General features: G+C 65.8%; 24 protein-coding genes, 1 tRNA gene, 1 pseudogene and 1 riboswitch. Of the genes and pseudogenes, 12 read left to right on the top strand and 14 right to left on the bottom strand.

Translation table 11 applies throughout. From position 1 onward, the window contains the following. The first annotated feature begins 35 nt into the window (after nt 1–35). Nucleotides 36–650, top strand: a complete 615-nt coding sequence (locus ACQCSV_RS04210) for a TetR/AcrR family transcriptional regulator (protein ID WP_426939521.1) — start codon at nt 36–38, stop codon at nt 648–650. Nucleotides 651–1208: 558 nt separating this feature from the next. Here ACQCSV_RS04210 and ACQCSV_RS04205 read toward each other — a convergent pair. After that, nucleotides 1209–2237, bottom strand: coding sequence for an EamA family transporter (locus tag ACQCSV_RS04205; protein WP_354154660.1), 1029 nt, complete (start codon nt 2235–2237; stop codon nt 1209–1211). A 72-nt stretch (nt 2238–2309) separates the two neighbouring features. Between ACQCSV_RS04205 and ACQCSV_RS04200 the strand changes: the two genes are divergently transcribed. Further along, on the top strand, nt 2310–3263 hold the full coding sequence (locus ACQCSV_RS04200; protein ID WP_426939191.1) for a LysR family transcriptional regulator: 954 nt from the start codon (nt 2310–2312) through the stop codon (nt 3261–3263). On the opposite strand, the gene ACQCSV_RS04195 is transcribed toward ACQCSV_RS04200, so the two are convergent. Both ACQCSV_RS04195 and ACQCSV_RS04190 read right to left on the bottom strand, forming a co-directional pair. Continuing rightward, nucleotides 3231–3758, bottom strand: coding sequence for a histidine phosphatase family protein (locus ACQCSV_RS04195; protein WP_354224098.1), 528 nt, complete (start codon nt 3756–3758; stop codon nt 3231–3233). The genes ACQCSV_RS04200 and ACQCSV_RS04195 overlap by 33 nt on opposite strands. A 93-nt stretch (nt 3759–3851) precedes the next feature. Beyond that, nucleotides 3852–4718, bottom strand: a complete 867-nt coding sequence (locus tag ACQCSV_RS04190) for a winged helix-turn-helix domain-containing protein (RefSeq protein WP_354154665.1) — start codon at nt 4716–4718, stop codon at nt 3852–3854. A 623-nt stretch (nt 4719–5341) separates the two neighbouring features. Between ACQCSV_RS04190 and ACQCSV_RS04185 the strand changes: the two genes are divergently transcribed. The 3 genes from ACQCSV_RS04185 (at nt 5342) to ACQCSV_RS04175 (ending at nt 8680) form a co-directional block, all read left to right on the top strand. Continuing rightward, nucleotides 5342–6082, top strand: a complete 741-nt coding sequence (locus tag ACQCSV_RS04185) for a response regulator transcription factor (RefSeq protein ID WP_354154666.1) — start codon at nt 5342–5344, stop codon at nt 6080–6082. Nucleotides 6083–6085: 3 nt separating this feature from the next. Continuing rightward, a complete protein-coding gene (locus tag ACQCSV_RS04180; RefSeq protein ID WP_354154667.1) occupies nt 6086–7639 on the top strand; it encodes a HAMP domain-containing sensor histidine kinase in 1554 nt (517 codons plus the stop codon). Between the two features lie 100 nt (nt 7640–7739). Further along, nucleotides 7740–7892: riboswitch (cyclic di-AMP (ydaO/yuaA leader) on the top strand. 5 nt (nt 7893–7897) lie between these two features. Further along, on the top strand, nt 7898–8680 hold the full coding sequence (locus ACQCSV_RS04175) for a hypothetical protein (protein WP_354154668.1): 783 nt from the start codon (nt 7898–7900) through the stop codon (nt 8678–8680). Between the two features lie 84 nt (nt 8681–8764). Here the strand turns inward: ACQCSV_RS04175 and ACQCSV_RS04170 are convergent, their stop codons facing one another. The 4 genes and pseudogenes from ACQCSV_RS04170 to ACQCSV_RS04155 form a co-directional block, all read right to left on the bottom strand. Beyond that, on the bottom strand, nt 8765–9481 hold the full coding sequence (locus ACQCSV_RS04170; RefSeq protein ID WP_354154669.1) for an HAD-IA family hydrolase: 717 nt from the start codon (nt 9479–9481) through the stop codon (nt 8765–8767). A gap of 30 nt (nt 9482–9511) precedes the next feature. Next, nucleotides 9512–9782, bottom strand: a pseudogene (locus tag ACQCSV_RS04165) (VOC family protein); the annotation flags it as partial. 59 nt (nt 9783–9841) lie between these two features. Beyond that, entirely contained in the window at nt 9842–10477 is a 636-nt protein-coding gene (upp, locus tag ACQCSV_RS04160) for a uracil phosphoribosyltransferase (protein WP_056342624.1), read from the bottom strand. A gap of 42 nt (nt 10478–10519) precedes the next feature. Next, the gene (locus ACQCSV_RS04155) at nt 10520–11212 is read right to left on the bottom strand and encodes a phosphatase PAP2 family protein (protein ID WP_354154787.1); all 693 of its coding nucleotides are present in this window, start codon (nt 11210–11212) and stop codon (nt 10520–10522) included. A 130-nt stretch (nt 11213–11342) separates the two neighbouring features. Here ACQCSV_RS04155 and tadA point away from each other — a divergent pair, with 130 nt between their 5' ends. Continuing rightward, a complete protein-coding gene (gene tadA, locus ACQCSV_RS04150; RefSeq protein WP_354154670.1) occupies nt 11343–11849 on the top strand; it encodes a tRNA adenosine(34) deaminase TadA in 507 nt (168 codons plus the stop codon). Between the two features lie 99 nt (nt 11850–11948). Here the strand turns inward: tadA and ACQCSV_RS04145 are convergent, their stop codons facing one another. From ACQCSV_RS04145 to ACQCSV_RS04125, 5 genes are all read right to left on the bottom strand, one after another. Next, complete coding sequence (locus tag ACQCSV_RS04145) at nt 11949–13121, bottom strand: DNA glycosylase AlkZ-like family protein (RefSeq protein ID WP_426939190.1); 1173 nt, start codon at nt 13119–13121, stop codon at nt 11949–11951. Between the two features lie 3 nt (nt 13122–13124). Continuing rightward, the gene (locus tag ACQCSV_RS04140) at nt 13125–14339 is read right to left on the bottom strand and encodes a glycosyltransferase (RefSeq protein ID WP_354154672.1); all 1215 of its coding nucleotides are present in this window, start codon (nt 14337–14339) and stop codon (nt 13125–13127) included. A 4-nt stretch (nt 14340–14343) separates the two neighbouring features. Then, nucleotides 14344–14739: a 6-pyruvoyl trahydropterin synthase family protein gene (locus ACQCSV_RS04135; protein ID WP_426939189.1), complete on the bottom strand. Its 396-nt coding sequence runs from the start codon at nt 14737–14739 to the stop codon at nt 14344–14346. Further along, nucleotides 14727–15803, bottom strand: a complete 1077-nt coding sequence (locus ACQCSV_RS04130) for a zinc-dependent alcohol dehydrogenase (protein WP_426939188.1) — start codon at nt 15801–15803, stop codon at nt 14727–14729. The genes ACQCSV_RS04135 and ACQCSV_RS04130 overlap by 13 nt, the downstream gene beginning before the upstream one ends. A gap of 306 nt (nt 15804–16109) precedes the next feature. Continuing rightward, complete coding sequence (locus ACQCSV_RS04125; protein ID WP_426939187.1) at nt 16110–17585, bottom strand: DUF222 domain-containing protein; 1476 nt, start codon at nt 17583–17585, stop codon at nt 16110–16112. 260 nt (nt 17586–17845) lie between these two features. Here ACQCSV_RS04125 and ACQCSV_RS04120 point away from each other — a divergent pair. Then, a tRNA-Ser gene (locus tag ACQCSV_RS04120) sits at nt 17846–17935 on the top strand. Nucleotides 17936–18141: 206 nt separating this feature from the next. On the opposite strand, the gene ACQCSV_RS04115 is transcribed toward ACQCSV_RS04120, so the two are convergent. Together ACQCSV_RS04115 and ACQCSV_RS04110 are read right to left on the bottom strand one after the other, a co-directional pair. Next, entirely contained in the window at nt 18142–18921 is a 780-nt protein-coding gene (locus ACQCSV_RS04115; protein ID WP_354154676.1) for a type 1 glutamine amidotransferase domain-containing protein, read from the bottom strand. Nucleotides 18922–19027: 106 nt separating this feature from the next. Further along, nucleotides 19028–19369 (bottom strand): hypothetical protein, encoded by a 342-nt coding sequence (locus ACQCSV_RS04110; RefSeq protein WP_185262540.1) that lies wholly within the window; start codon nt 19367–19369, stop codon nt 19028–19030. 438 nt (nt 19370–19807) lie between these two features. On the opposite strand from ACQCSV_RS04110, the gene ACQCSV_RS04105 reads away from it, so the two are divergent. The 5 genes from ACQCSV_RS04105 to ACQCSV_RS04085 all read left to right on the top strand — a co-directional run bounded on the left by ACQCSV_RS04105 (nt 19808) and on the right by ACQCSV_RS04085 (nt 24615). Beyond that, entirely contained in the window at nt 19808–20929 is a 1122-nt protein-coding gene (locus ACQCSV_RS04105; RefSeq protein ID WP_426939186.1) for an NAD(P)H-dependent flavin oxidoreductase, read from the top strand. A 70-nt stretch (nt 20930–20999) separates the two neighbouring features. Continuing rightward, on the top strand, nt 21000–22349 hold the full coding sequence (locus tag ACQCSV_RS04100; RefSeq protein ID WP_354154678.1) for a hypothetical protein: 1350 nt from the start codon (nt 21000–21002) through the stop codon (nt 22347–22349). A 76-nt stretch (nt 22350–22425) separates the two neighbouring features. Further along, the gene (locus tag ACQCSV_RS04095) at nt 22426–23049 is read left to right on the top strand and encodes a hypothetical protein (protein ID WP_354154679.1); all 624 of its coding nucleotides are present in this window, start codon (nt 22426–22428) and stop codon (nt 23047–23049) included. Nucleotides 23050–23137: 88 nt separating this feature from the next. Further along, nucleotides 23138–23872, top strand: coding sequence for a YcnI family protein (locus ACQCSV_RS04090; RefSeq protein WP_354154680.1), 735 nt, complete (start codon nt 23138–23140; stop codon nt 23870–23872). A 104-nt stretch (nt 23873–23976) separates the two neighbouring features. After that, complete coding sequence (locus ACQCSV_RS04085) at nt 23977–24615, top strand: DUF4232 domain-containing protein (protein ID WP_354154681.1); 639 nt, start codon at nt 23977–23979, stop codon at nt 24613–24615. Nucleotides 24616–24653: the final 38 nt, after the last annotated feature.

Genomic DNA, 24653 nt, shown 5'->3' with positions numbered 1-24653 from the left:
CTGTTGACCATGTTCTCGCCGGGCCCGAGCCGGCCCTGCATGGGCCGGCCGAGAAGAAACTCCGCCCGGCCCGGACCAACGCCACCCGGCAGAAGCTCTTCGACGCATCCATGGAGCTGATCGGCCAGCGTGGCGCAGCTGGCGTCACCGTGGATGAGATCGCCGCGGCGGCGGGTGTCTCCAAGGGCACCGTCTACTACAACTTCGGCAGCAAGTCGGACCTGATCGCGCAGCTGCTGCGGCACGGCGTGGACATCCTGAAGGCACGCCTGATCAGCGAGGCCGGGCAGCCCGGCTCCGATCCGCTGGTGTCCATGGAGGCAATGATCGGGCAGGCCATGGATTTTATGGCCGATTACCCATCCTTCGCCCGTTTGTGGATGAGCGAAAACTGGCGGACTCCCAGCGAATGGCGGGACACGTTCGCGGCGCTCCGGGCTGAACTCCTGGCAGTGATCGGCGCGGCCATAGAGAACGTGGCTGCCGTCTATCCGGTGGACGAAACGATCTCGCGGGGCAGCCTGGAAACGGCGATCTTTGGCGCCTGCTTTGTGGTGGGGCTGGACCGGCAGACCTACAACCCCGAACGCACCCGTGACCAAAGCGTTGCAGCAATCATGGCAATCATGCATGGCTATGTCGTGAAGTAGCAGGATGATTGAACACATGCGCCACATGGGTAACAGCGGGAAGTTCGCCGTGATCGCGGCGGTCGCCGCCCTGGGCATGCTGGTGCTCACCGCCATCACCCTGCAAGAAGCCGTGATGGTCACGTTCCTGGGCCTGGTTGCGCTGGCCTACGTGGCGGCCATAGCGGAGGTCCTGGCCCGCGGGCGCCGCTTTGTGCTGATGGCCACCGCTGCGGGTTCCAGCTTCACCATTGCCTTCTCCCTGGCCTTCGTCAGCACCTGGGAATTGGCCTTCGCCGAGCAATCATCGTTCTTCAGCACACCGCTCCCCACCGGGGATCCGGACAACTATTTCTACTGGGGTGCGGCCTCAGCAGTTGCCACCCTCGTGATCCTCTTCCTTGGCACCGTCTGGCCCGCGGGAAGGCGTCCGGGAACTGTGAAACGGAAGCCCTCACCGGCCAAGCGGCGGCGCGCGTCCGGCGCAGGAGGGCCCGCTGGGCGGCGCCCGGCAGCAGGGGGCACCGCCACACGGACCGCGGCCACCCGTGGCGCGGCACCACGGGGTGCGGCCACAGCTCAGCGCGCGTCAGGGCTCCGCGCACCCGCCCGGATGCCTGCCTCGGCAGCCAAGCGGCCGTCGTCGTCCGCTTCCCCGGTCCGCAAGCCGGCACCCAAACCGGGCACCACAACGGGCGCCAAACCGGCACCCCGCCGCTGACTTAGCCGCAGGCCGCGCCGGCCTCGGCCAGCGAGTACCGCCGTCGCCACTCCTCCCAAGAGGAGCAGCCCGCCAGCCAGTTCAGCCGGCGTCGGGACCTCCCCCAGTGCCAGCCAGGCAGCGCTCATGCCCACCACGGGAACCAGCAGGGTAAAAGGCACCACGGCCGACGACGGGTAGCTGGCCAGGAGCCGGTTCCAGATTCCGTACCCCACCAGCGATGCGAAAATGGCTGTGTACAGCGCACTCAGGACCGTGGCCGGCTGGAGGTCTGCCAGGGTGCTGAACACCGCCTCCGGGCCGTCCACCAGCAGCGACAGTCCGGCGAGGGGCAGGGGCACTACTGCTCCGGACCAGACCACCAGCCCCAGCCCGGAGGCGGCCTTGGCCTGCCGAGCAATGACGTTCCCGGCAGCCCAGGACAGCGCGGCTCCCAGGACGATGATGAGCGGCAGCGGCGGGGCCACGGCACTGCGGCCGACGGCTACCACGGTCAGGCCCGCAACGCCGAGAACGACGCCGGCCAGTTGGCTCCGGCTGGGCCGCTCGCGCAGTAACCCGGCAGCCAGAAGCACCGTGAGCAGCACCTGCGCCTGGAGGACCAGGGAGGCCAGCCCTGCCGGCATGCCCAGCGCCATGGCCAGGTAGAGGAGGCCGAACTGGCCCGCGCTCATAAAGGCGCCGACGCCGATGATCGCCTTCCAGCTGACGTCCGGCTTCCTGATGAAGAAAATCCAGGGGAAGACCACGAGGAGGAACCGCAGGGCCACAAACAGCAGCGGCGGAACCTCACCGCCGTTCGCATGAAGGCCGACGTCGATGGCCACGAAGTTCAGGCCCCAAAGGACGGCGACGAGGGCGGCGAGGAGGGAGTGGCGGAGGTTCACGGTCCCACTCTCGCAGAAGGGCAGATGAAGCACCAGCGTTGAATTTTGCCTCACATCATGTACGTTTGCTTCATGATTGAGATCGGCTCGCTCCGGGCATTGGCTGCGATTGAACAACACGGTTCGGTCATAGCGGCCTCGGAGGTAATGGGCTTCAGTCCTTCGGCCGTCTCCCAGCAGATCAAAAAGCTGGAGAAGCAGACCGGGTTCCCCGTCCTGGAGCGCCGCGGCCGCGGCGTGCTGCTGACCGAGCGCGGGCTCACCCTGGCAGCCTACGGCCGGCGCATCCTGTCGGAGCTCGAGGAGCTGGAATCCACCCTCTTGGCGGATCCGACCAAACCCACAGGCCACCTGAAGGTTGTGTCCTTTTCCACCGCCTGCCGGGGCCTGGTGGGGCCGTTGCTGGGACGGCTGGCTTCATCCGGAGCAGACCTGGACATCAGCGTGCTGGCGGAGGACCCGCGGGAAGCGGTAGCGCGGGTGGCCAACGGGGAGGCGGATCTGGGTGTGGTCCACAACTGGAACTCTGTCCCGCTGGTGATACCGGAGCACATGGCGCTCGACTGGCTTGGCGAGGACGTTGCGGACGTCCTGGTGCACCGCGACCATGCGCTGGCCGGACGCAGCGAGGTGCAACCGGCCGACCTCGTCGACGAACGGTGGATCAGCACACCGCACGGTGCCATCTGCAACGAGGCCCTGCTGCGGATCTTCGCTGATCGAGGCCGGGTGCCGAACATCCGGGTCTACGATCCTGACTTTGCAACCCACATCGCCCTGGTGGAGCAGGGGGCCGTGGTTGCGCTGGTCCCCCGCCTCGGCCGGCCCGCGCTGCCAGCGGACGTCGTCGCCCTGCCCCTGGTCAACCCCATGCAGGTCAGGCAGGTGGGCATCGTGTACCGCCGGACCATGGCGGCCAGCCCGGGCGTCCAGCACGTCGCCGGACTGCTGCGCGAGGTCGCCGCGACTCCCGGAGCTGCCGGGCCCCTGCGGTCAGTGGCCTCGCGGGACTTTAAACTTGGTTAGCCGTGCGTCCTGCCCGTCCAGCTCGGCCCAGGGCTTTTCCGTTTCCAGCACCGTGAGCGCGCTGGTGGGGTAGCGTGTGGCGGCATCCATGTAGGCGTCGTGGTTTGAGTCGCGTGCGGCCAGGTGCATGGCGAGGTCCTGGACGCCAGGCATGTGCGAGATGAGCATCAGCGTGGTCACAGTGTCAGGCACATGGTTGACCACGGCGAGCATCCGCAGCGCAGAGGCCGCGTAGAGGCCGTCCTCAAGTTTCGGCGTCGGGGCCTTGTCCCCCAGCTCGGAGCACACCCAGGTGCAGGTCTGGCGGGTGCGGAGCGCGCTGGAACACAGGATGAAATCCGGGAGGATACCGTGCTTGACCAGCCACTTGCCGGCCAGCGGCGCCTCGCGGTGGCCCCGTTCCTCCAGCGGCCGCTCATGATCCGCCACGCCTCCGGGCCAGTCAGCCTTGGAATGCCGCATGATCACCAGGCGTTTGATGTGGTGGTCGCTCATCCCCCAAGCCTAGACCCGCAGGACCCACGGCGCCGCCGTCGAGCAACAGGCGCAGAGGGGTCGTGGCGCCTTTTCGCGGTACTGAAGTAAGGACTAGATCGAGTATTCCGGAGCGGCCCAGACAATCACTTCGGGATGCTCGTAGAAGCGGTAGCCCTGGCCGCGGACGGTGCGGACGGTGTTGGCGAGGCGGCCCAGCTTGGAGCGGAGCCGGCGGATGTGGACGTCGATGGTGCGCTCGTTGGGGACTTCCTCGGCGTTGCGCCACAGGCCCTCAAGCAGCTCATCGCGGCCAACCGTGCGGGTACCGTTTTCCACCAGGTAGTTCAGGAGTTCGAATTCCTTGAAGGTCAGGTTCAGGGACTCGCCGTCAAGGTGGACTTCGCGGCGGGCAAGGTCGATCAGGACGCCGGACGGACGCGGGTCCTGGGGCTGCTGAAGCCGGGCAGTCTCGGTGCGCTTCTGTGCATTCACGGTGGGGTCACCAAAGGTGGACCGGACGACGTCGAGCGCGGAACCGGTGGTGCCGGCCGGGGCCACGGCAACGGCGGCGTAGCTTTCGGCGCCGGTCACGAGTGACTGTGCGTAAGTGCGGATTTCCTGGGCAAGCTTGGCAATGGAGGTGCCGGCAGCCGCTGCGGTTTCCTCGTCGATGCCCATGTAGAGGACAAATCCACGGGCAACGGTGTCGTTGGCGACCGGCCGCACGGCGTTTGGACCAGCGATAAGCGGGGTGGGCGCGGTCAGCGGCGCGGCTTCGGCAGGCTGGACAGCGCGGAGCTGGCCGTAGGAATTTGGATTGTAGCCTTGCGGTGCGTAGCCGGGGGCAGGAAAGCTGGCGCCGGGGGCTGCCGGGACGAATGCCGGCCGGGCGCCGAAGCCCTGGCGGAGGCCGGAGGCCTGGCCCGCCTTGCCTGCGTTACGGACGGAGATATGGACGTATCCGGATGCAACTGACATGAATGCTTACCTCAATGTGAATGGCCGTCATCGCGGCTCGAATGCTGAATTTCCCCGCAATGAGATCTGGGGAGGGCGCCCTACGCTGGGCTTGGGGGCGCTGGGCTTGGGGGCGAATGCCTAGGAACTCCGTGGGGTCTGAAGGTCAGGCGTGCATTCGACAACAGCGCATGTCGGCAGCAGCGGATGTGCTGGACCAATATTCTGCGGCTGCAGGTGCTGTTGAGTTCTTGTTCACAATTCAAAGTGTGCAACGTAACAATGAGAACTTGCAAGTAACAATGGGTGCGTTGTTCCGCATAGTGAGACACAATGCGGATTTGTGTCATGGATCACCATTCTGATATGACGACAAAATAGCGGTTGTTGTCCGTCGAAGGTGTGCAAATAGCCCATTTTTGCGAACAATATTCGTCCATTCGCAGTTTTAAGTCCTTCAAATTCACCGCAGTATGGCTTCCTGAAATTGCTTACTGCCTTTTGCCGCCTGTCCGGCGGAAACGGCTCCAGCCCGTGCATTATCTGCACCCATCTCTGAGCACTCAGCTCGCTAGGCTGGGATTCACAGCGTGCGCACAGGAACCCCATGGCGCGGGCTAACTCAATGATCGGAGAGTTGTCCCATGGCCACTTCGCACTCCATGACCAACAACCTTCCGCGACTGACCCACCCGGACGGCTCCCCCATCCGTGCCCTGGTGGTTGACGATGAACCCAGCCTCTCCGAACTGATGAGCATGGGGCTGCGCATGGCCGGCTGGTCTGTTGCCGTTGCCGCCGATGGCCCCGAGGCCGTGAAGCTCGCCAAGGAGTTCCGCCCGGACGTCCTGGTACTGGACGTGATGCTGCCAGGCTTCGACGGCGTTGAGCTGCTGGGCAGGATCCGCACCTTCGCCCCGGAGGTGCCTGCGCTTTTCCTGACCGCCAAGGACGCCGTCCAGGACAGGATCCTGGGTCTCGCGGCCGGCGGGGACGACTACGTGACCAAGCCGTTCAGCATGGAGGAGGTCCTGCTGCGGCTGCACCGCCTGGTCCAACGGTCCGGCGTTGCGGCGATGGACACAGCCGAACTTGTGGTGGGCGATCTTGTCCTCAACATCGACACCCGCGACGTGACCCGTGCGGGCGATGACCTCCAGCTCACGGCCACCCAGTTCGAACTGCTCCGGTACCTCATGGAGAATCCTAAACGCGTCATCAGCAAGGCCCAGATCCTTGACCGCGTCTGGAATTACGACTTCGGCGGCCAGGCCAACATCGTGGAACTCTACATCTCATATCTGCGAAAGAAAGTGGATGCCGTACATCCGCCCATGATCCACACTGTTCGCGGCGCCGGATACGTCATCAAGCCGGCGGACTAGGCCATGTCCTCACCGCGAGCAACCCCAACACCGGCCCGGAGCTGGCTGAAACCTGACACGTGGCATCTGCGCACGCGACTGATCCTGTTGGCCATGGCACTGCTGGTGGCCATCTGCGGCGCTGTGGGCCTGTTCAGTTACACTTCCATGGACAACTTTCTGACCGGCCAGCTGGATGAACAACTGAGCCAGGCCGCCAAACTCTCGAACGGTCCTGGCCGTCCGGGTTTGGGCGGATTCAACGGCCGGACAGACCCGCTCGACGCCCGCGGGCAGAGCGTGGGAACGCTGAATGCGCGGATTCTGGACGGCCAGATCCCCAGCGGCGGCTTCCTGAACTCGGACACCGCACGCCTGGCGCTCGACCCGGAAGATAAGCAAACCCTGCTGGCGCTGACCCGGACCGGCTTTCCTGTGGACCGTTCGCTGTCCAACGGGGATTACCGGATTGTGGCCGTGGACACCGGCTACGGCGATATCCTGGTCACGGGACTTCCGCTCGCTGCCAAGGAGAGCACGCTGACGTCGCTGGTCTGGACTTTTGTGTTCGTTTCCCTTGGCGGCCTGTCGCTGATCGGGCTGGCAGGAACCGTGCTCATCCGGCGCACCATGAAGCCGTTGGAGCAGCTTTCCGAGGTTGCAACCCGGGTGGCCCGGCTCCCGCTGGATGCGGGCGAGGTGGCACTCGCGGTGCGCGTCCCGCCGTCGAACTCCAACCCCGGAACCGAAGTGGGCAGCGTAGGACACGCCCTCAATCTGATGCTGGATAACGTCGCCAACGCACTCGAGGCGCGGCAGCGGAGCGAGACCAAGGTGCGGCAGTTCGTTGCGGACGCGTCCCACGAACTGCGCACCCCGCTGACCGCCATCCGCGGCTACACGGAGCTGATGCGGATGACCGAGGACTTCACGCCGGACGGCCGGAAATCCCTGGCGCGGGTCCAGAGCCAGTCCGAACGCATGACCACCCTGGTGGAGGACCTGCTCCTGCTGGCCCGGCTCGATGAGGGGCAGCCCCTGAAACTCAGTGAGGTGGACCTCACACAGCTTGTCATCGAAACCGTCAGTGACGAGAAAGTCATAGCCCCGGACCACCGCTGGCGCCTTGAACTGCCTGACGAACCGCTCGCCGTCACCGGTGATGCTTCCCAACTGCGTCAGGTGCTGGTCAACCTGCTCTCGAATGCGCGCAAGCACACGCCGCCCGGGACCACCGTGGTCACCGCCGTTACGAGATCTGCCGATGGCAGCGCAGCGGTGACGGTAACGGACGACGGCGGCGGCATCCCTGCGGAGTTCGTGGACCACATTTTCTCCCGGTTTGCCCGCGCAGACGCGGCCCGCAAGGGCACGGCACCGGCCTCGGGCTCCGGGGCATCGGAGGGCACCAGCGGCCTGGGCCTGTCCATTGTCCAGTCCATCATGGCGGCGCACGGCGGTAGCGTGGCCGTGACATCGCGGGCCGGGCGGACAGAGTTCGCCTTACTCCTCCCAGCCGGTGCGGTGGCGCAACCAGCTGAAGCGCGAGCACAGCAAGGCGACACACCGTCGTCGTGATTCCTGTTACCGAAATGTGACTTAAGCTTCCAGCTCCTGTACCGTCGAACAGGTGCGGATCCCGTTCGGGCCGCATATCCGGATGACGCCAAGCTCTGCCGCTTCCCGGATTCCCGTTTCAGAGGCAGAGGCGGGGGACCCACCGTCCCGGGCACCAAGTGCCCTTTGGGGTTAAGCCAACACGTGATTGTGCCGTGTGGCCGGATGCCCTCATCCGAACCCGACAGCTAACTCCGCAGGTGTGAGAGGCGATCCACCATGTCTGAATTCAAGGTAGAAACACGCCCGCAGGGCGACCCACAGTCCAACCGCCGCCGCAAGCAGACCCGCGTCGGTGCAGCTATGTCCCCACTGTCCAAGGCGGCCCGGATTCCCTCCGTGGGCCAGCGCGTCGCCGTGTTTGCGACGGCGTGCGCCCTCCTGGTGGGCGTCAGCGCCGCAGCACACGCTTCCGAATCCGCGTCGCTTGCAGCCAGCGCGGACCAGTCCGCCGAAGAAGCCAGCGCCCAGTCGAAGCTGAGCTTCGAAGCAGCCCAGATCCAGACCCCGGCCGCCCCGGGAGCTGCACCGGCCGAGATCAACGTCGCGCCCCAGGCTGCCGAACCGGCACCTGCCCCCGCACCTGCCCCGGAGGCCGTCCCGGCGCCGGCTCCCGAGGCCGTCCCGGCGCCGGCTCCCGAGGCCGTCCCGGCGCCGGCTCCCGAGCCTGTCCCGGCACCTGTTGTGGCAGTCAACGACCCCGCAGGAGCCCAGGCCTACGCCGCCGGTCAACTGGAGACCTACGGCTGGTCCGCTGACCAGATGCAGTGCCTGCAGACGCTGTGGACCAAGGAATCCGACTGGACCACCACGGCCACCAACGCCAGCAGCGGCGCGTACGGCATCGTCCAGTCGTTGCCCGCTGAGAAGATGGCGAGCGCTGGCGGGGACTACCTCACCAACTACCGCACGCAGATCAACTGGGGCCTGAACTACATCCAGGAGCGCTACCAGTCACCGTGCGGCGCCCTGAACTTCCACCTGTCGCACAACTGGTACTAGGCCGGCTGAGCGGCGGCGGCGGCCGGCGTCGCTGAGCTGCGCCAGCGGATCACGAAGCTGATCTGCCGGCGTTAAAGGCCGGCGTCAAAGCCGGAAAGAAATGATCTGCCGGCCCGCGGCGTCCGGTTCAACGGAGACTGTCACTGCACCGTAGTCCGGGATGTGGAGCACTCCTGCCGGCAATGCGCCTGTGTTGGGGCCCACGGCCACAGTCCGGATCCCCGCGGCAACACCTGCCGCAATTCCGGCGGGTGCATCCTCGAACACAAGGGCGTCCGCCGGCTGCACGCCCAGCAGCCCGGCTGCCTTCAGGTACCCTTCCGGGTGCGGCTTGCCCCGTGTGACCAGTTCCGCCGTCACGGCCGTGGCTGGCATGGCGAGTCCCGCGGCGTCCATGCGGATGTCTGCAAGGGTCCTGTCCGCTGAGGTCACCAGTGCCACGGCCTCGGCCGGGAGGCTTCGAAGCAGCTCGGCAGCCCCAGGCAACGCGACGATACCGGAAGTCCGCACCCTTTCCACGGCGCCGAGTTCGGCAGTGAGCGCCACAACGTCGGCTCCGGCCGGCGCGAACCGGCGCACCGTATCCGCGGCCTGGATGCCGTGCGAAGTGCGCAGGATTTCGGCGATGTCCAGACCATACTTGGCGGCGAATTCTCCCCATACCTCTTCTACCACTGCCGTGGAGTCCACCAAAGTGCCGTCCATATCGAAAAGGACGGCACGACAGGTCAGTGTTCGTGTGGCGGCAGGTGTTCGTGTGGCGGCAGGTGTTCGTGTGGCGGCAGGTGTGGGGATGTTCATGCTGCCTATTTTGCCTCACACGCCACGGGCTTAGGCGTCACGGCCCGGGATGTACTGCACCGCCCACTTGTTGCCGTCGGGATCCGCAAAGTAGACGAAGTGCCCCCCAGCCCTGCACGTCAATGTCGCTGACCTCCACCCCCTTGCCCTTGAGGTGGTCGTGGGCGGCCTGGATGTCACTGACCACCATCTGCAGGCTTGGCGCCGTGCCTGGAGGGGCGTCATTGAGGCCCTCGCCGAGACAGATGGAGCAGGCGGAACCCGGCGGGGTCAGCTGGACGAAGCGGAGGCCTTCCCTCGGCCACACGTTAACTGCGGCGGCGGGAAAGCGGAAGACCTAAATTCTGGAGCAGCGCATAACTAGCCGGCAATGCCGTACAGGCGGTCGCCGGCGTCGCCGAGCCCCGGAACAATGTAGGACTTCTCGTCGAGCCGTTCGTCGATGGACGCCAGGACGATGGTGACGTTCGCCTCGGCGAGCTCCTCTTCGAGCTTGGCCAGGCCTTCCGGCGCGGCCAGGAGGCAGATACACGTGACGTCTGAGGCGCCGCGCTTGAACAGGAACTTGATGGCTTCGCGCAGGGTTCCGCCGGTGGCAAGCATGGGATCCAGCACAAAGATCTGCCGGTCCGTCAGGTCTTCCGGGAGCCGCTCCGCGTAGGTGATGATGTCCAAAGTTTCCTCGTCGCGGGCCATGCCCAGGAAGCCCACCTCAGCGGTGGGGACCAGTTTGGTCATGCCCTCGAGCATGCCGAGCCCGGCGCGCAGGATGGGAACCACCAGCGGCGTGGGCTTGGTGAAAGCGGTGCCCACGGTGGTGCTGACCGGCGTCTCAATGGTGACCGGCTGGGTGCGGACCTCGCGGGTGGCTTCGTAGGCCAGAAGGGTCACCAACTCTTCCGTCAGCTGCCGGAAGACCGGCGACGGAGTGTTCTTGTCCCGCAGGACGGTGAGTTTATGGGCGACCAGCGGGTGGTCCACAACGAGAGTGCGCATGCGTCAAAACTATCACCCACGCGGGCAGCCTCAGGCCGGGAATCAGCTCGACGGATCATCCCGCAGGACTGGGTGTTCGAACGTCGGCGCCGGGCCCGCGTGCTCGCGTTTCCGCAGCACGTGGAAGAGCCGGTGCGCCAGGATCACGATGCCAACCCAGGCAAGGCCCAGGAACCAGCCGGCCATCACATCCGTGAGCCAGTGGTGGCCCAGGAACACCCTGCTCAGGCCCATGGCGATGATGAAGATCACCCCGGCGGTGATGGCAGTGATGCGCGCCGACAGCATTTCGAACTGCAGGCACATGACGTACACCACGACGCCGATCACCACCGTCGTGTTCAGGGTGTGGCCGCTGGGAAAGGACGGCGAAGTCTCGAAGGGCGGGACCGCTTCGGAGTGGTCCGGGCGGGTACGGCCAACCAAGCGCTTGCCCACAGTGGTAGCCACTGTGGAGACAGCCGCGGCACCGCCCACCAGGATGATCGGACGCCAGGTCCGGCTGAGGAACGTCAGCCAGCCGGTCAGGATGCTGGCCAGGATGGGCATGCCAATGCCCCCGCCGATGTTGGTAAAAGCGGTTACCCCGGCATCCAGTGCCGGGCTCCGCAGGCTCTGGGACAGCTCCAGCGCGGGCAGGTCCAACGACGTCAGTCCCGCGTCGTCCACTACGTTGTCGTAAACCTCAGCACCCAGCAGTGCCAGGATGACCACCAGCACACCACCCACCAGCATGGTGAGCCACAAGGCGGCATACGGCTTGAACCATTGGCCTACACGGCCCCTGAATGTATCGCCGTCCACGCATTCCTCCTGGCGTCAGTGGGTGTCAAGGATGGATATCCTTCGAAACTATCATTGAGCCATGGCCGCTGCAGGAAAAAACCACCTCGAATGGATGGGTCTTGCCCTGGACGAAGCCCGGCGCGCCCTGGCCACCGATGACGTGCCCATCGGCGCAGTGGTGATAGGGCCCGACGGCGCCGTGCTGGGTACCGGACGGAACCAGCGGGAGGAACTGGGAGACCCCACCGCCCACGCCGAGGTGGTAGCCATCCGTCAGGCCGCGGAAAGGTTGCGTGCCTTGTCCAAGCTCGACGGCGGCACCGGGGATGGCTGGCGGCTTGCGGACTGCACACTGGTGGTGACCCTGGAACCGTGCCCCATGTGCGCCGGCGCGGTGGTGCTGGCCCGGATTCCCCGCGTGGTTTTCGGAGCCTGGGACGAGAAGGCCGGAGCGGCGGGCTCCGTGTTCGATGTCCTCCGCGAGCGCCGGCTCAACCATTGGGTTGAGGTGTACGGCGGCGTCCGGGAAGAGGAGTGCGGAACGGTCCTCAGGGACTTTTTCGCTGCGCACCGCAGCCAGCAGTAACGCGGCTTAGCCGGCGGCATCAAGGGCGTCGATCCTGTCTTGGCGCGAGGCTGGTGAGTCTAGGCTGAAGGAGCGGAAGTCGCCCAGTTCCTCCCGGATCTAGGCCTCTACCTCGCCGATGCGCCGGGATACTGCGGGCGTGGCCCCGCCAAACAGCCAATGGGCGATCCGGGATTCCCCCGGATCGTATTGCCACAGTCCGATGATCCGGCCGCGGTCGAAGATGGGGTGGTCCGGCAGATCAGCCTGCAACGCCAACGTGGACCCCAGGACCTGCTTTCCCTTGTCCTGCTCGGCAAACAGATCCCCCGAGTTCCTGCGGAGCAGGACCAACGAGTCAGTGCCGGCCAGCAGCTGAATCTGTTCCTCGGCCGGCGCCTCGAACGACGCAAGCCGTCCGACGTCGTCGGGCAGCACCCATAGCACCTCGCCCTTGGCGGTGGGAATTTCCACCGCCCCGGTGGCGGCCAACGCAGCCTTGGTATGGGCCAGGGTGAACCCGGTGAACCATTGCGACTGCTTGACCGTGGCACCGCCAGTCCAGCCGAGATAGCGCTGCAGCAGGAGGCTGCGGGCGGCGTCGTCGTCCATGGCGGTGCGCGCCAGACCCCACAGTGTGTAGGTGTAGCGCTGCTGATCCAGCCGGCCGTTGGCGGGTACGCGCCGGATCCGGCCGTCCGCTTGGAGGAGGCCCAAGGCCGTGGGCAACGTGGTGGCGGCGCCTTTCTTTTTGCCCTCCTCGCCGAGGTTCCGGACCGAGGCGCCCAGCAGGTCCTTGAGCTGTTTGGGGTCCAGCGGGCTGCCGGACTCGGCCAGGGCGTGGAGGATTTCCTCCTCCAGGAGCGTGATCTCGCCACGCTCAACGCCCATTCTTGCCAGCACACGGAACGGCGCCACGGCGGCGTCCCGGCCGATCTGGAGGCCCCACGCAAAGTCATCCCGACCCAGCACATAGGTGCAGCCGCGGGCGGTGGGCAGCTCATGGATTTTCAGCGCCAGGACGTCGGCATCCGCCTGCGCGCGGCTGGTGCCGGCGCGGGCAAAGAGCGTGAGGTAGGGGTTGGCTCCGCCGACGGAACGGGCCCAGCCGGCCCTGCTATACACGTCGGCGGCGTCCGCGCCCAGCAGTGTGCCATCGAGGCCCTGCTTGTGCCAGGCCCAAGCCCTGAGGAGCTCTGGAGTGAGCACCTGCGGATCCGGGGCATCGTGGCTTACTGCCGGAGGGATCGCCGGTGGGATCAAGACGGTGGCGGAGCTTGGGAGCGTGGTCATGGCTTATTGTCCACCGGCCGTCCCCGTGGCGATAGGCTTCCCTTCGGCAGTCACTGCTTCAGCAGATCCACCGAGGATTTCAAGGACGTTCCGGGCCGTGGAGTCCCAGCCGGGCAGCCGTTCCCGTGCAGCGAGGGCAGCCGCACGCCAGGCAGCGCGGAGACATTCGTCCACCAACCACTGCCGGATCACTGAACCGAGCACGTCCGCGTGGTGGTCTTCAGGTCCATTGCCACGAGGTGCGTCGCCTTCGGATCCGGCGAGTCCGACGGCGGCACCTGGCACCGCATATATCCCGCCATCACGTTCACCACCACGCTCGCCGTCCGGTCTTCCCGCGAGCCTGCCGCCAAGTCTCGCGGCCAGTCCCAACGCGTCCACGGCGCCGGTTCCCTCCCGCACAATGACAGGGATGCCGTGGGCCAGCGCTTCCGTCACCACAAGCCCAAAGGCTTCGGCCCGGGACACAAGAATGCTCAGGTCTGTCCGGTTCCATTCGTCCGCCAGTGCGGTCCCGGCGAGCTGGCCTGTCACGCGCACCCTGTCCTCCATTCCAGAGGAGGCAATGGCCGCCCGGACCTGTGCCGCATAGGCGGGATCGGCGTCGTCGGTTCCGATCAGGGACGCTGTCCAGGCGAGGTCCTGGAGCCTGGCCAGCGCCGCCACAATCAGCAACTGGTCCTTGTTGGGCAGCAGCGCTGCCACCGCAACGATGTGTGGCGGCGCCGAACCCGGCGCCACCGGTGCGGGGTCCGTCCCGGGCAGGGCAACCCGGCTGGCGGGGAGCCGGTGCTTTTCCGACGCCGAGGCGGCGGCGGACGAACTCGTGCAGATCACTCCGGTAGCCGCCCGGAGCGCGCGCCCTTCGCCGTCGGGGTGGCTGGGCGAGGGCATGTGCTGCAGGACCCAGGTGTGTTGTCCGGCAGCCGCGGCATACTCCAGTTCGTCGGGGGCGCCGCACGCAACCAGTCCGTCTACGAGCGTGACCGTTTCCGGAGTGACGTTTGCCTGCCGCGCGTCCACCTTTGGGTCCCAGGCGCCCAGCAGGCCGCCCAGCCGCCGTCGTTCCGTGGCGCTGGCCTCCGGCCAGCAACCCTCCACCGTCAGGGTCTCCACAGGAACGCCCAGCGTTCTCAGTCCGTGGGTGAGCCGCGCGTTGTAGATATTGCCGCCGGAGTTGTGGCGGATATTGGCGGGGACCAGGAACCTGACCAGCATGGGATCAGGCGGACAGATCGTATACGTAAGTTGCCCAGGCGTCCGGATTTTCGCGCAGCGTGACGTCGATTCCCGCGAGCCCGCGGCCGTCGTCGTCATCCCTGAGCTTGGCTGCGACGGCGTGGGCGATGTATTCCGCGAGTGCCTCGGTGGTGCTAAGCCTGCCCACGAAGTCCGGATGTTCGTCCAGGTTTTTGTAGTTGAGGCCGGACAGCACGTCCTCGATTATGCCGCCCGCAGCCCCGATGTCCAGGACGATCGAGTCCGGATTCAGCGCACGACGGCGGAATGTCACCTCCGCCACGAACGTCGCCCCGTGGAGGGCCTGGGCCGGGCCGAATACCTCCCGCGGGAGGCTGTGGGCGATCATAAAGTGGCGTCGGACGGTCAGGCTGAACACTGGCTACTTCCTGTCTTTGGGGCCGGTTTTGCCGGGCTGTCGTGCCCGGGGTTGTACGCTCCAAGGCTGTCAGCGTTGGGGTATTCGATCACATGGCACAGGGCTTCCAGCTTGCCATCGGCGAGATCCTGCACTACTGCCGGCAGGTCCGTGAACGGAGAGGCGCCGGTAAGGAAGGCATCGAAGACGGGGTCTTTGAGGAGCTCAACAGCCAGTTCCAGGCGCTCGGCCGTGGTCCGGCGGTGGCGCCGCGCATGGGCAACCACTCCCACCTGGCTGGCCCGGATGGAGAGCCTGCGTGCATGAAAGTCCTCTCCCAGCGGCAGCGTGACTTTGCGGTTGGCGTACCAGGACATCTCGATGATCTCCCCCTCATAGCCGGCCAGCTGCAGGCTGCGTTCGAGGCCTTCCTGGGAGGCAGAGCAGTGGAATACGATGTCGCAGTCCGATTTGGCATCATCGGGGTGGGCGAACCCCACGCCCAGCTTGTCCGCCAGGTGCCTACGTTCCGGGTCAAGGTCCACCAGTTGGAGGCGTGCCAGCGGGAACGTGCGCAGGAGTGTGGCCACCATACCGCCCACCAGACCGGCGCCGACGACGGCGATCCGGTCCCCCAGCCTCGGTCCGGCTTCCCAGAGGGCATTGACGGCGGTTTCCACGGTGCCTGTGAGGACGGCGCGGCGGGCCGGGACGCCGTCGGGAATCCTGGTGAGGGCGTCTGTGGAAATGACGTAGCGGTCCTGATGTGGATTGAGGCAGAAGACCTTCTGGCCCGCCCAGTTTCCGGGCCCCTCCTCCACAATGCCCACCGAAAGATACCCGAACTTCACGGGCGACGGGAAGGTGCCCTCTTGGTGCGGCGCGCGCATCTCCTCGGCCACGCGTGGTGGGACGGAGCCGGTGTGGACCACAATTTCCGTGCCCTTGCTGATGCCTGAATACAGCGTGCGGACCAAAGCTTCGCCGGGTCCGGGGGCGTGCAGAGCCTCGTTCCGAAGCTCGCCGTGTTCCGGCCCCGTAGTCCAGTACGCGGTTGCCTGTGCCTCTTTGTCTGAGTTCGCCATCTTGCTTATGAATCTAGTCCGCGGGCGCTCTCCGCGACACCCACTCCGGTCGAGATGACACTTGAAGCCCTTGAAATCGGGGCCGTAACTGTCCGTTCGCACTGTTAATGGGAGGCGGCCCTGTACTGCCCGCCTCAGCCTTGCCAGCCCTAACCCTGCCCGCGTTACAGTCCTGCCACGGCCATAACGCTGCATTCTCTTTGGGGTTGGTGGTCAGACGTTGCTGCGGGCAGTGAGGGAGAAGTCCCAGTTTGGGAAAGGGATCGCCCCCACGGGTTCGCCCGGAATTTCGTCTTCGGGCACTCCTCAATCTGCACGGGGCGCCAGCGCGGACCATTGGCCCGACTGTTGTGGTGGCCAGTGTGGTGGTTCCCAGTCGGGGTGTTCGCTGGTGTAGTGGCGTCCGGTGGGTGAGATCCAGCCGGGTGGCTCGTTCTTGTTGGCTGCGGTGGGTTTCCAGGCTGTGGTGTGGCGGAGTCGGTGGTGTTTGTGGCAGGGCTGACCGAGATTGCTGATGCCGGTGGTGCCGCCGTGGGACCAGGGGAGGATGTGGTCGGCTTCGTTGTCGACGGAGTGGTTGCTGCAGCCGGGAAACGGGCATTTGCCGTCCCGCAGCCGTAGCCATTGGCGTTGCGCTTTCGTGAGCCGGTAGCTGGTCCGCCCGATCTCCAGCGGAGCACCGTCCCGCGGATCGATCAGGACCCGGTGAAAGGACTCCGCACCTTCCGCCACGAGTTGGCGGGCCATGGACGGTGGGATCGGTCCGTATCCGTCGAGCATGGCCGGTTCATCCGTGAGGCCCAACAGCGCAAACACCGGCACGGTGATCAACACCTGTGCCCGCGGCGAGGGAACACCGCCGCTCACGGCGATGCCCCCGGTCTCTTGGTGGCTCGTTTCACCGGTCGCGCTGCCGCTGTTTTCCCTACCCTCATCACCGGTTCCGGCCCCGGCGCTGGCGCTGGCGTTGGTCAGGAGCCAGGTCGCGACGGAGTCTGCGCGGAGCTGGCTGAGGGTCCGGCCCTCATGAGGCCCCTGGAGGGCCCGGGCGGCGGCGGTGGTCCGGTCCCAGATCCCCGCGGCCTGATCGGCGGGCAGGTACGCGGAGAGCCAGGCCATCCCGTCACGGTCCGGGGCGTACTCCACCCGCCGGTCCTGGATACCGCGTAGGTGGCGTTGTTCGATGCTGACCGGATGATGGCGTTCCCGCCAGGTGCCGGCCTTGTGCCGGAACCGGCCGGGGATGAGCTCACCGGCGAAGCCACGGGCCGGATTCGCGACGTCCGGGTCCAGGAAATGCGCTTCGAGGGCCGCCGCGGCCGCCCTGTCGAGGTTAGTGGTTTCATCGACCATGATCCGGGCGTGCTGCCACGAAATGACCCCGGCCTGCAACGCCGAGAACGTCAGCGGCAGGGCCGTGGTCAGCGCGCGCGCCTCCGCGAGCAGCGCACTGGCGGCGCGTTCACTGACCGCCAGCACGCACGCGACCTCAGCGACGACAGCCATCTCCTGCCCGCTATGGTCCTGCGGCGACTCAGCAGGGCCCGCCAGGGCCTCGGCAGCGGCGCTGTAACCGGCAGCCAGCCAGACCTTCAGGGCAGCACTTTTCGCGTCCAACCGTGAGATCTCGGCCAGCCCGTCCAGCAAACCATCCGCTACCCGGCGCAACGGATCAGCATCCCAGGACCCGGAGGAAACGGTCCCGCCGCGGAGCGCCACTGCTAGCTCAGCGAAGGACGCCGAAAGGGCCTCCGCCGCCGCCACAGCTCCTCTGCTATCCATACACAAATCATCCCGTGAGGGTCCGACAATAACGCCGAAGCCCAATGGCTATGTGCATAACTCCGCGGCCTTCCTCGGCCCCTGATCGTGCAGCACGTCGAGGGCGCTACATTGGAGGCCGTCGACTGTCCGTTCGAGCTGAAGCGTGGGACTCAATTGCCCCTTCGCAATGGAGCTGCGCTAAGTGTCCCTTCGCCATGAGGGGCTGAACACATGCCGTTTTGTGGATGGGCGGTATGCTCCGGTAACCTATTCAGGTTGGTGACGTGTCCGAGCGGCCGAAGGTGCAACACTCGAAATGTTGTTTGGTGTCAAAGCCAACGTGGGTTCAAATCCCACCGTCACCGCCAATGAGAAAGGCCCTGCTTCCCTTGTAAACAAAGGGAAGCAGGGCCTTTTGCTTTGCGCGCCAGACGCCAACAGTAACGTAGCGGTAACAAACTTCTGTCTTGTCCGGACCCGATAGGCGTGGACCGTCGTCTGATGCTTGCTTTGCTGAGGTGTCGCCGGCGCACATAGGCCGACTGGCGGCCGCCAGTTTAGCGCGCTGCGGGCATTAGTGCTCGGCGCCTGCCGCAGCAGCCTTCTTGGCGCTCTTCTCGGCGTCTTTTTCGGCGCGCAGCGCCTCCGCCTCGTGCTGTTCCTCGGCTTTTTCCTGGTGGATGACCTCTGCCAGGAGCTTCTCCATCTCCTTGGCCACGCCAGCGGCTGAGGCCGGGTTCTGACCCGTCACCAGCCGGTCGTCAACCACTACCATTTCCTCAAAGACACCAGCCGAGACGTGGGTGGCACCCTGTTCCTCAAGCCGGTCGGCCAAAAAGAACGGGATGACCTTGTTCTTTCCTGCGGCAACTTCCTCATCGTTGGTGAAAGCAGCGACCTTCCTGCCTTCGACCAGCCGAAAGCCGTTGGCCAACTCAACGTTCACCAGTCCCGCCGGCCCGTGACAGACCGCGCCCACCACGCCGCCGGCGTTGTAGACACCGGCTACAAGGTTCCGCAAGCCTTCGCTGTCCGGGAAGTCCCACATGGTGCCATGGCCTCCCACAAGGAAGATGGCGTCGTACTGGTCAGGATCAACGACGTCGACGCGGGCAGTGTTGTAGAGACCGGCGCGCGTAGTCTCGTCCTCTGTGAAGGCAACCTGGATGGGATCTTTTGAGTCCACCTCGTCGCGCGGGGGCTGGCCGCCCTGGATGGACGCGAAGTCGACGAAATGACCGGAATCCTTGAAGACTTTCCAAGGATGTGCAGCCTCGGCCACGTTATACCCGGTCTTCTCTCCGGTATCGCCGATCTCGGAAACGCTGGTCAGTACCATGAGGATTTTCTTCATGAAGTGCTCCTTCCGTCTAACGTCAACCCTACGCCTCAGCCCAATTTGGACCGTCCCCGGCTTAGAAGGCAACGACATTTGCTGTACCCGACGGATAGTTCCCCCGCTAGAGCTTGTCCGTCCTGTCATCGCCCTTGTGCCCGCCGCGCAGGTTCTCCTGGACCTTGCCGAAGAGGTCTTTGATGGTGGACTCGGTATTGGTGAGCATGTCCGGCTGCAAATACACGTGCCGACTGCCGGGAAGGCTGTAACTGGACTGCAGGCCGCCGCTTCCTTCAACGCCCTGCAAAGCGATGGTCACGCTGCCTTCCTTGCGCGCGATGGCCGCGATTTTTCCGAACACCAGTGTGAATTCGTCCGGCTCAAAACTGACTGTCTGACCCACATGGGTCCTGTTGAGTTCGCTGGCCGGGGTGGCTTTCTCGTTGCCAGTTCCTGAGTAGTTCATCGTGTGCTCCCTGAGGTGGTTGGCGACTTACGCCAGCAGTCTAGCCCTGCCCCGTGTCGCGGTACATGGCCCTACTGGATGCCTGCACAAACGGATGCCGCAATCCTGGTCACATCCTCCATTGAGCTGACCAGAGCCCTTCGGGTTGGATGAATTGGACCGGCACGCCTGACCGGCACCCGATCATTAAGGAAGAACCGTGACTTCGACGACGAATCGCGCTATTCGGCGGCCGCAGACTCTTCCAGGTCAGCGACCGGGGCAGCGACTGCCTCGAACTCCAATGGAGCCAGACGTGACCGATACGTGCCCCGACGACTGCCACTACTGCTCGGGCCCGGAAACAGACTGACTCCCCGGCCATAGGTTGGGCAGCAGCGCCCAGCCCTGCGAGACTGGGTCCTGAAGCCAAACCATCGACCTTTCAGGAGCCGCCGTATGACGCCGGAGCACCGCACCTCTGCCCGGCTAAACCGCATCACCGATCTGTTCGGTACGGACGTTCCGGTGGTGCTGGGCCCTTTCGGCGGGGTCTCTTCCGTGGAGCTGACAGCAGCCGTGAGCGACGGCGGCGGGCTGGGTTCCTACGGACTGTACGGTTATGGCGCCGACGCCATCCGGAACACAGTGGCTGAGCTGAGGAAGGCAACGGCGAAGCCGTTCGCCCTTAACCTCTGGATTCCTACCGGCGACGAAACCACCTTGCTCCCCCAGGCGGCCTTCGACCGGTACCTGGAAACCCTGAAGCCGTACTTCGGCGAACTGGCACTTCCGCTTCCGCACATGCCGGACCGCTACCTGCCCGACTATGAAGAGCAGGTGGAGGCAACGCTGGCGGCCGGTCCCGCCGTCGTCAGCTTTGTGTTCGGTGTGCCCGCGCCGGAACTGATCGCGGCGGCGCACCGGAGAGGCATAGTCGTGGTGGGGACCGCTACCACCGTGGCGGAAGCTGTTGCTCTGGAAGCCGGTGGAGTGGATGCCGTGGTCGCAAGTGGCATGGAATCCGGCGGCCACCGCGTTTCGTTCCTGAAGCCCGCCGAGGAGTCCCTGATCGGAACTTTTGCACTGGTTCCGCAGGCGGCTGATGCCGTCACCATCCCGGTCATCGCTGCCGGGGGAATCGCGGACCGCCGCGGTTATGCAGCCGCCATGGCCCTTGGCGCCGACGCGGTCCAGGTGGGCTCGGCGTTCCTAGCCACTCGCGAATCCGCGGCCGTGCCTGCGTACCGGGCCGTCCTCCACAGCCCCGCCGCGCGGGAAACGGTGCTGACAAGTGCCCTCAGCGGACGGCTTGCCCGCGGCATCCCCAACCGCCTCATCGCCGAACTCTCAGCGGCCAACATGGTAACGGCTGGGCTCTCGGAGGCTGGAATCCCGGAGCGAAGAATAGCGCCGTTCCCCGCCCAAAACTGGCTCACCGGCCGCTTCCGGCCGGAGGCAGCCGCCCAAGGGAACACGGACCTCATGTCGCTTTGGGCGGGGCAGTCCGCAGCGCTGATCCGGCATGACTCGGCCGCGGACGTCCTCGCCGAACTGCTCGCCGGCACCGCAATTTTGTAAGCTCGATACATCCGCGGTTATCCCAGGCAGCGAACCTGGGGCGAGCGCCCGTTGACACCGGAGGCAATCCTTGACGAAAAAGACCGGCAAATCCAAGAGTAGAAACAAGGACCGGCGGCACCTCAAGGCCGTACCCTCGGCCCCCAAGATGCCCCTGCAGCTGGTCCTGAACCACCGGGTGCTTGATTCGATGGCTCTTGACTTCATTCAATGGCACGCGACCGAAGACCCTGATCCTGCCGGTGCCTTCGAGTGCCTCGAGCTGGTCAAACTCTTCCTCACCTCCCAGCACGCCATCAACGGTTCGAGCTCGGCCACCGCCATCGACAGTGAAAGCCTGGATCAGGCGGCCGGAGCAATTGCGGCGTCGTTGGACCCCGACGACATGGATGAGGCCTTCGACGACATCTACTTTGCCCTTCACTCGTACATCCATTTCCTGAAAGGCACCGGCCGTTGGAGCGGCACGGACGCCGCCTATGAGGAACTCCATTCAGTGTTGGGAAACGGTATCGCCGCGGCAGTCCCGCAACTGCCGGCTATCCAGGTACCTGACCTCAGCGACGACCACCAGGAGGCTGCCTTCAATGCCATGCCGCTGATCCAGCGTGCGTCGGCCCTCCTGGACTGGATCGGAACCGGCAAGGAAATCACCAGCACTGGTGCCCTACGTCTGAAGGACATCGAGCCGGCCGCCGCAGCCGCAGGAGTCCAGGCCCGTGGAAAGCGCGGCGCGAGTGGAGCCGCGCCACTTTTCGATCTGGAAACTGCCGGGAGCCAACCCGAAACGCTGCTGGAAGTCGGAACCATGCACGACGTACCGGTACTCCGCGAGATCTGGTCAGCGCTGGTGGGGGCAGGCCTGATCAGTCTCGGATCCACGAAAGCCACTCCAGGCCCCGAAGTGACCGCCTGGAACAGCACCAGGATCGAAGAACGGCTGGACATCCGCCGGAAGCTTTCGGTGGTCCTTCTGGTCGGAGTGCTCACCGACGAGGACGACGAGTGGGACCAGGAAGCTGTTGCCGGGACACTGCTGGCCGTCCTCACCTATGGCACCACCGATGAACCCATGCTCGTGGCCGAACTCGAACGGATGGCGTCGCCGGACCTTGAGGGCGCCTTGCGCCAGGACATGGACCTTGAGGACAACACCGAGCTCAAGGACACAGCACTAGAGGAGATCTATGCGTCCTTCGCGGCCCTGCAGGCGCAGCAGAAGCTGTCCCTGCTCGCCGAACTGGGATTGGTGGAGGCGGCGACCGATTACCGCGTTCCCCCGGTGGCCATCCAGTGCCTCGAGCTTGCTATGGGTTTCTTGAAGTTGGCAGACGAGCCATCCGACGCCACAGAATCACCGTCCAACGTGATCGCGCTGCACGGCCGGTCACACACCGGCGGCCCGCCCAAAGGCCGGTAGAATCTGAACGTTGCTGAAGAGGCATCGTAACAAGGTGACTGAACACCGTCATCGGCCAACGAAATAAGGAGGATCCGTGCGCACCAACCACGCCCGGCCACCCTTCCGTTTCCTTCGCACCGCGTCCCTCTCCACGGGAGTCCTGACTCTTGCTGCCGGCGCCCACGTGGCCGGCGGTGGCGGCCTTCCCGCCCCAGGCATCCTGCTGGCCGTGCTCGCCATGACAGTGCTGGCGGCCACCACCGCCACGAGGCTGCGGCTCAATTTTCCAGCCATGCTCAGCGTTCTCGGGGCAGGACAGTTCATCCTGCACGAAGCCTTCACGGCCTTCAGTTCATGGGGCACGGCTGGGAGCGGTGCTGCCTCCGGGCTCCACAACGCCCACCTCGCGGGCGCCGCTGCACCCGTCATCACGGCCGCCGGACACGTCCACGATTCCGGATCAGCGGGCATCCTGATGCTCCTGACCCACGCACTCGCCACCGGCGCGTGCGCCCTCCTGCTTGCCAAGGGCGAGGCCGCGCTGTGGGCACTGGCCGCGTGGCTGAGGCCGCTTGTCCGGCTCCCCGAAGCAGTAACGCCCGACGCCGGCACGCCGCGGGCGGTTCCCGGCCCATCAGCGGTTCTCCCCCTCCGCCCCTGGCGGAACCTCAGGCAACACAGCCGACGCGGCCCGCCTTCCGCCGTCGTACTTTCCTGACTCCGCCCGCACCGCAATTTCGCAGGCCGCGGGCCCCACCCCGTACTCCCGCACGCCCCCAACCGGCGTGCGTCCGAAAGGCAACCCCATGACCACCTCATTCCTTCGCCGTACCCTCACCGCCGCAGCAGCCACGGGCGGCGCAGCCGTCCTGATCCTGACCGGAGCAGCTGGCGCGTCGGCCCACGTCGGCGTCACCCCGAACAAAACCGATGCCAATTCCTATGCCCTGCTCACGTTCGGCATCCCGCACGGCTGCGACGAGTCCGGCACCACCAAGGTGGCCATCACCCTGCCGGCTGAACTCAACGACGCCCAGCCCACGGTTAACCCCAACTGGACCGTGGAAAAGGTGACCGAACAGCTTGCCGAGCCGAAGAAACTGGCCGACGGCACGTCCATCACCAAGCGGACCAGCCAGATTGTGTACACGGCCAAGGCTCCGCTGGAGCACGAGCTGCGCGATGCCCTGGTGCTGTCGGTCAGGCTGCCCGACGCGGCCGGCTCCACGCTCTACTTCCCCACGCTGCAGTCGTGCGAAACCGGGCAGACTGACTGGTCGGAGATCGCCAAGGACGGCCAGGACCCGCATTCCCTGAAGGCGCCGGCACCGTCCATCACCATCACCGAGGCGGCCAGCGCGGAAGGCCACGGGGCCGCTGCTTCAGCGGGGCACACCACCGAGCAGGCATCTGCAGTGACCGACAGCGGTGCGGACGCCCGCAGCTGGGCGGGGCTTGCTGCCGGTCTCGGCGGACTCGCCCTTGGCGGGGTGGCCTTCGCCCGCAGCAGCTCAAAGCGCCGACAGGAAACGGCCGCGTAACATCGCCGGATTTGATGCCCGGATGATCACGATCCGGGCATCAAATCCTCCCGCAGGCCCGTGGCAGCGTTGACTCCCGTCACAGCAGCAACAAAGGTGGTGCCATGACGTCTCAGCGCATTTCACAAGGGTTTGTTATTACGACGGCGGTCGCGGCGGCGGCGCTGATGCTCACCGCCTGCGGACCGAGCCAGCCGCAGACGCAGGGGACCGCGACGCCGGGGACGACAACGCAGGGGACCAACTCCGCCAGCCCGTCCGCCACGCCGGCGTCTCCGGACGCGTCCCAGTCGCCGTCGTCGTCCACCACCACCCCGGCCGGTCCCGCGCTCTGCAAGGCGGCCACCCTGTCGGCTGCTACCGATGCGTCCGGCGGGGGCGCGGCGGGCAGCGTCTACATGAAACTGAACCTCACGAACACGGGCACGGCGCCCTGCCTGCTCAAGGGATACCCGGGGGTTTCGCTGACCGCCAACGCCGACGGCGCACCGATTGGCGCGGCGGCGACCCGCGACGAAACCACCCCCGTAGCGGACGTCCTGCTCGCGCCGGACCAGACCGGAACCGCCGTCCTCCGCTACACCCAGGCCGCGAATTACAGCGACTGCACGCTGACGGACGCGGCCGGTTACCGCATCTACCCGCCGGAAGATACGGCGTCGTTGTTCCTGCCGCAGCCCACCAGCGCGTGCACAAATGCGAACATCGCCCTCCTGAGCGTCGGAGCCTTCCAGCCCGCCTGATGCTCTGGGCCCGGCCGGCCTCGGTAAGTACACCTAGT

The organism is Pseudarthrobacter sp. S3, assembly GCF_050156905.1.
Classification (GTDB): domain Bacteria; phylum Actinomycetota; class Actinomycetes; order Actinomycetales; family Micrococcaceae; genus Arthrobacter.
This window is presented reverse-complemented; position numbering and strand designations above follow the sequence as displayed.

What these genes read in the sequence shown, in the direction of transcription:
- ACQCSV_RS04145 (WP_426939190.1), bottom strand. Translation starts at nt 13,121, where the DNA reads ATGACCACGCTCCCAAGCTCCGCCACCGTCTTGATCCCACCGGCGATC.
- ACQCSV_RS04130 (WP_426939188.1), bottom strand. Translation starts at nt 15,803, where the DNA reads ATGGCGAACTCAGACAAAGAGGCACAGGCAACCGCGTACTGGACTACG.
- ACQCSV_RS04090 (WP_354154680.1), top strand. Translation starts at nt 23,138, where the DNA reads ATGACCACCTCATTCCTTCGCCGTACCCTCACCGCCGCAGCAGCCACG.
- ACQCSV_RS04155 (WP_354154787.1), bottom strand. Translation starts at nt 11,212, where the DNA reads ATGCTGGTGGGTGGTGTGCTGGTGGTCATCCTGGCACTGCTGGGTGCT.
- ACQCSV_RS04125 (WP_426939187.1), bottom strand. Translation starts at nt 17,585, where the DNA reads ATGGATAGCAGAGGAGCTGTGGCGGCGGCGGAGGCCCTTTCGGCGTCC.
- ACQCSV_RS04110 (WP_185262540.1), bottom strand. Translation starts at nt 19,369, where the DNA reads ATGAACTACTCAGGAACTGGCAACGAGAAAGCCACCCCGGCCAGCGAA.
- tadA (WP_354154670.1), top strand. Translation starts at nt 11,343, where the DNA reads ATGGCCGCTGCAGGAAAAAACCACCTCGAATGGATGGGTCTTGCCCTG.
- ACQCSV_RS04085 (WP_354154681.1), top strand. Translation starts at nt 23,977, where the DNA reads ATGACGTCTCAGCGCATTTCACAAGGGTTTGTTATTACGACGGCGGTC.
- ACQCSV_RS04115 (WP_354154676.1), bottom strand. Translation starts at nt 18,921, where the DNA reads ATGAAGAAAATCCTCATGGTACTGACCAGCGTTTCCGAGATCGGCGAT.
- ACQCSV_RS04180 (WP_354154667.1), top strand. Translation starts at nt 6,086, where the DNA reads ATGTCCTCACCGCGAGCAACCCCAACACCGGCCCGGAGCTGGCTGAAA.
- ACQCSV_RS04140 (WP_354154672.1), bottom strand. Translation starts at nt 14,339, where the DNA reads ATGCTGGTCAGGTTCCTGGTCCCCGCCAATATCCGCCACAACTCCGGC.
- ACQCSV_RS04190 (WP_354154665.1), bottom strand. Translation starts at nt 4,718, where the DNA reads ATGTCAGTTGCATCCGGATACGTCCATATCTCCGTCCGTAACGCAGGC.
- ACQCSV_RS04195 (WP_354224098.1), bottom strand. Translation starts at nt 3,758, where the DNA reads ATGAGCGACCACCACATCAAACGCCTGGTGATCATGCGGCATTCCAAG.
- ACQCSV_RS04185 (WP_354154666.1), top strand. Translation starts at nt 5,342, where the DNA reads ATGGCCACTTCGCACTCCATGACCAACAACCTTCCGCGACTGACCCAC.
- ACQCSV_RS04105 (WP_426939186.1), top strand. Translation starts at nt 19,808, where the DNA reads ATGACGCCGGAGCACCGCACCTCTGCCCGGCTAAACCGCATCACCGAT.
- ACQCSV_RS04175 (WP_354154668.1), top strand. Translation starts at nt 7,898, where the DNA reads ATGTCTGAATTCAAGGTAGAAACACGCCCGCAGGGCGACCCACAGTCC.
- upp (WP_056342624.1), bottom strand. Translation starts at nt 10,477, where the DNA reads ATGCGCACTCTCGTTGTGGACCACCCGCTGGTCGCCCATAAACTCACC.
- ACQCSV_RS04200 (WP_426939191.1), top strand. Translation starts at nt 2,310, where the DNA reads ATGATTGAGATCGGCTCGCTCCGGGCATTGGCTGCGATTGAACAACAC.
- ACQCSV_RS04170 (WP_354154669.1), bottom strand. Translation starts at nt 9,481, where the DNA reads ATGAACATCCCCACACCTGCCGCCACACGAACACCTGCCGCCACACGA.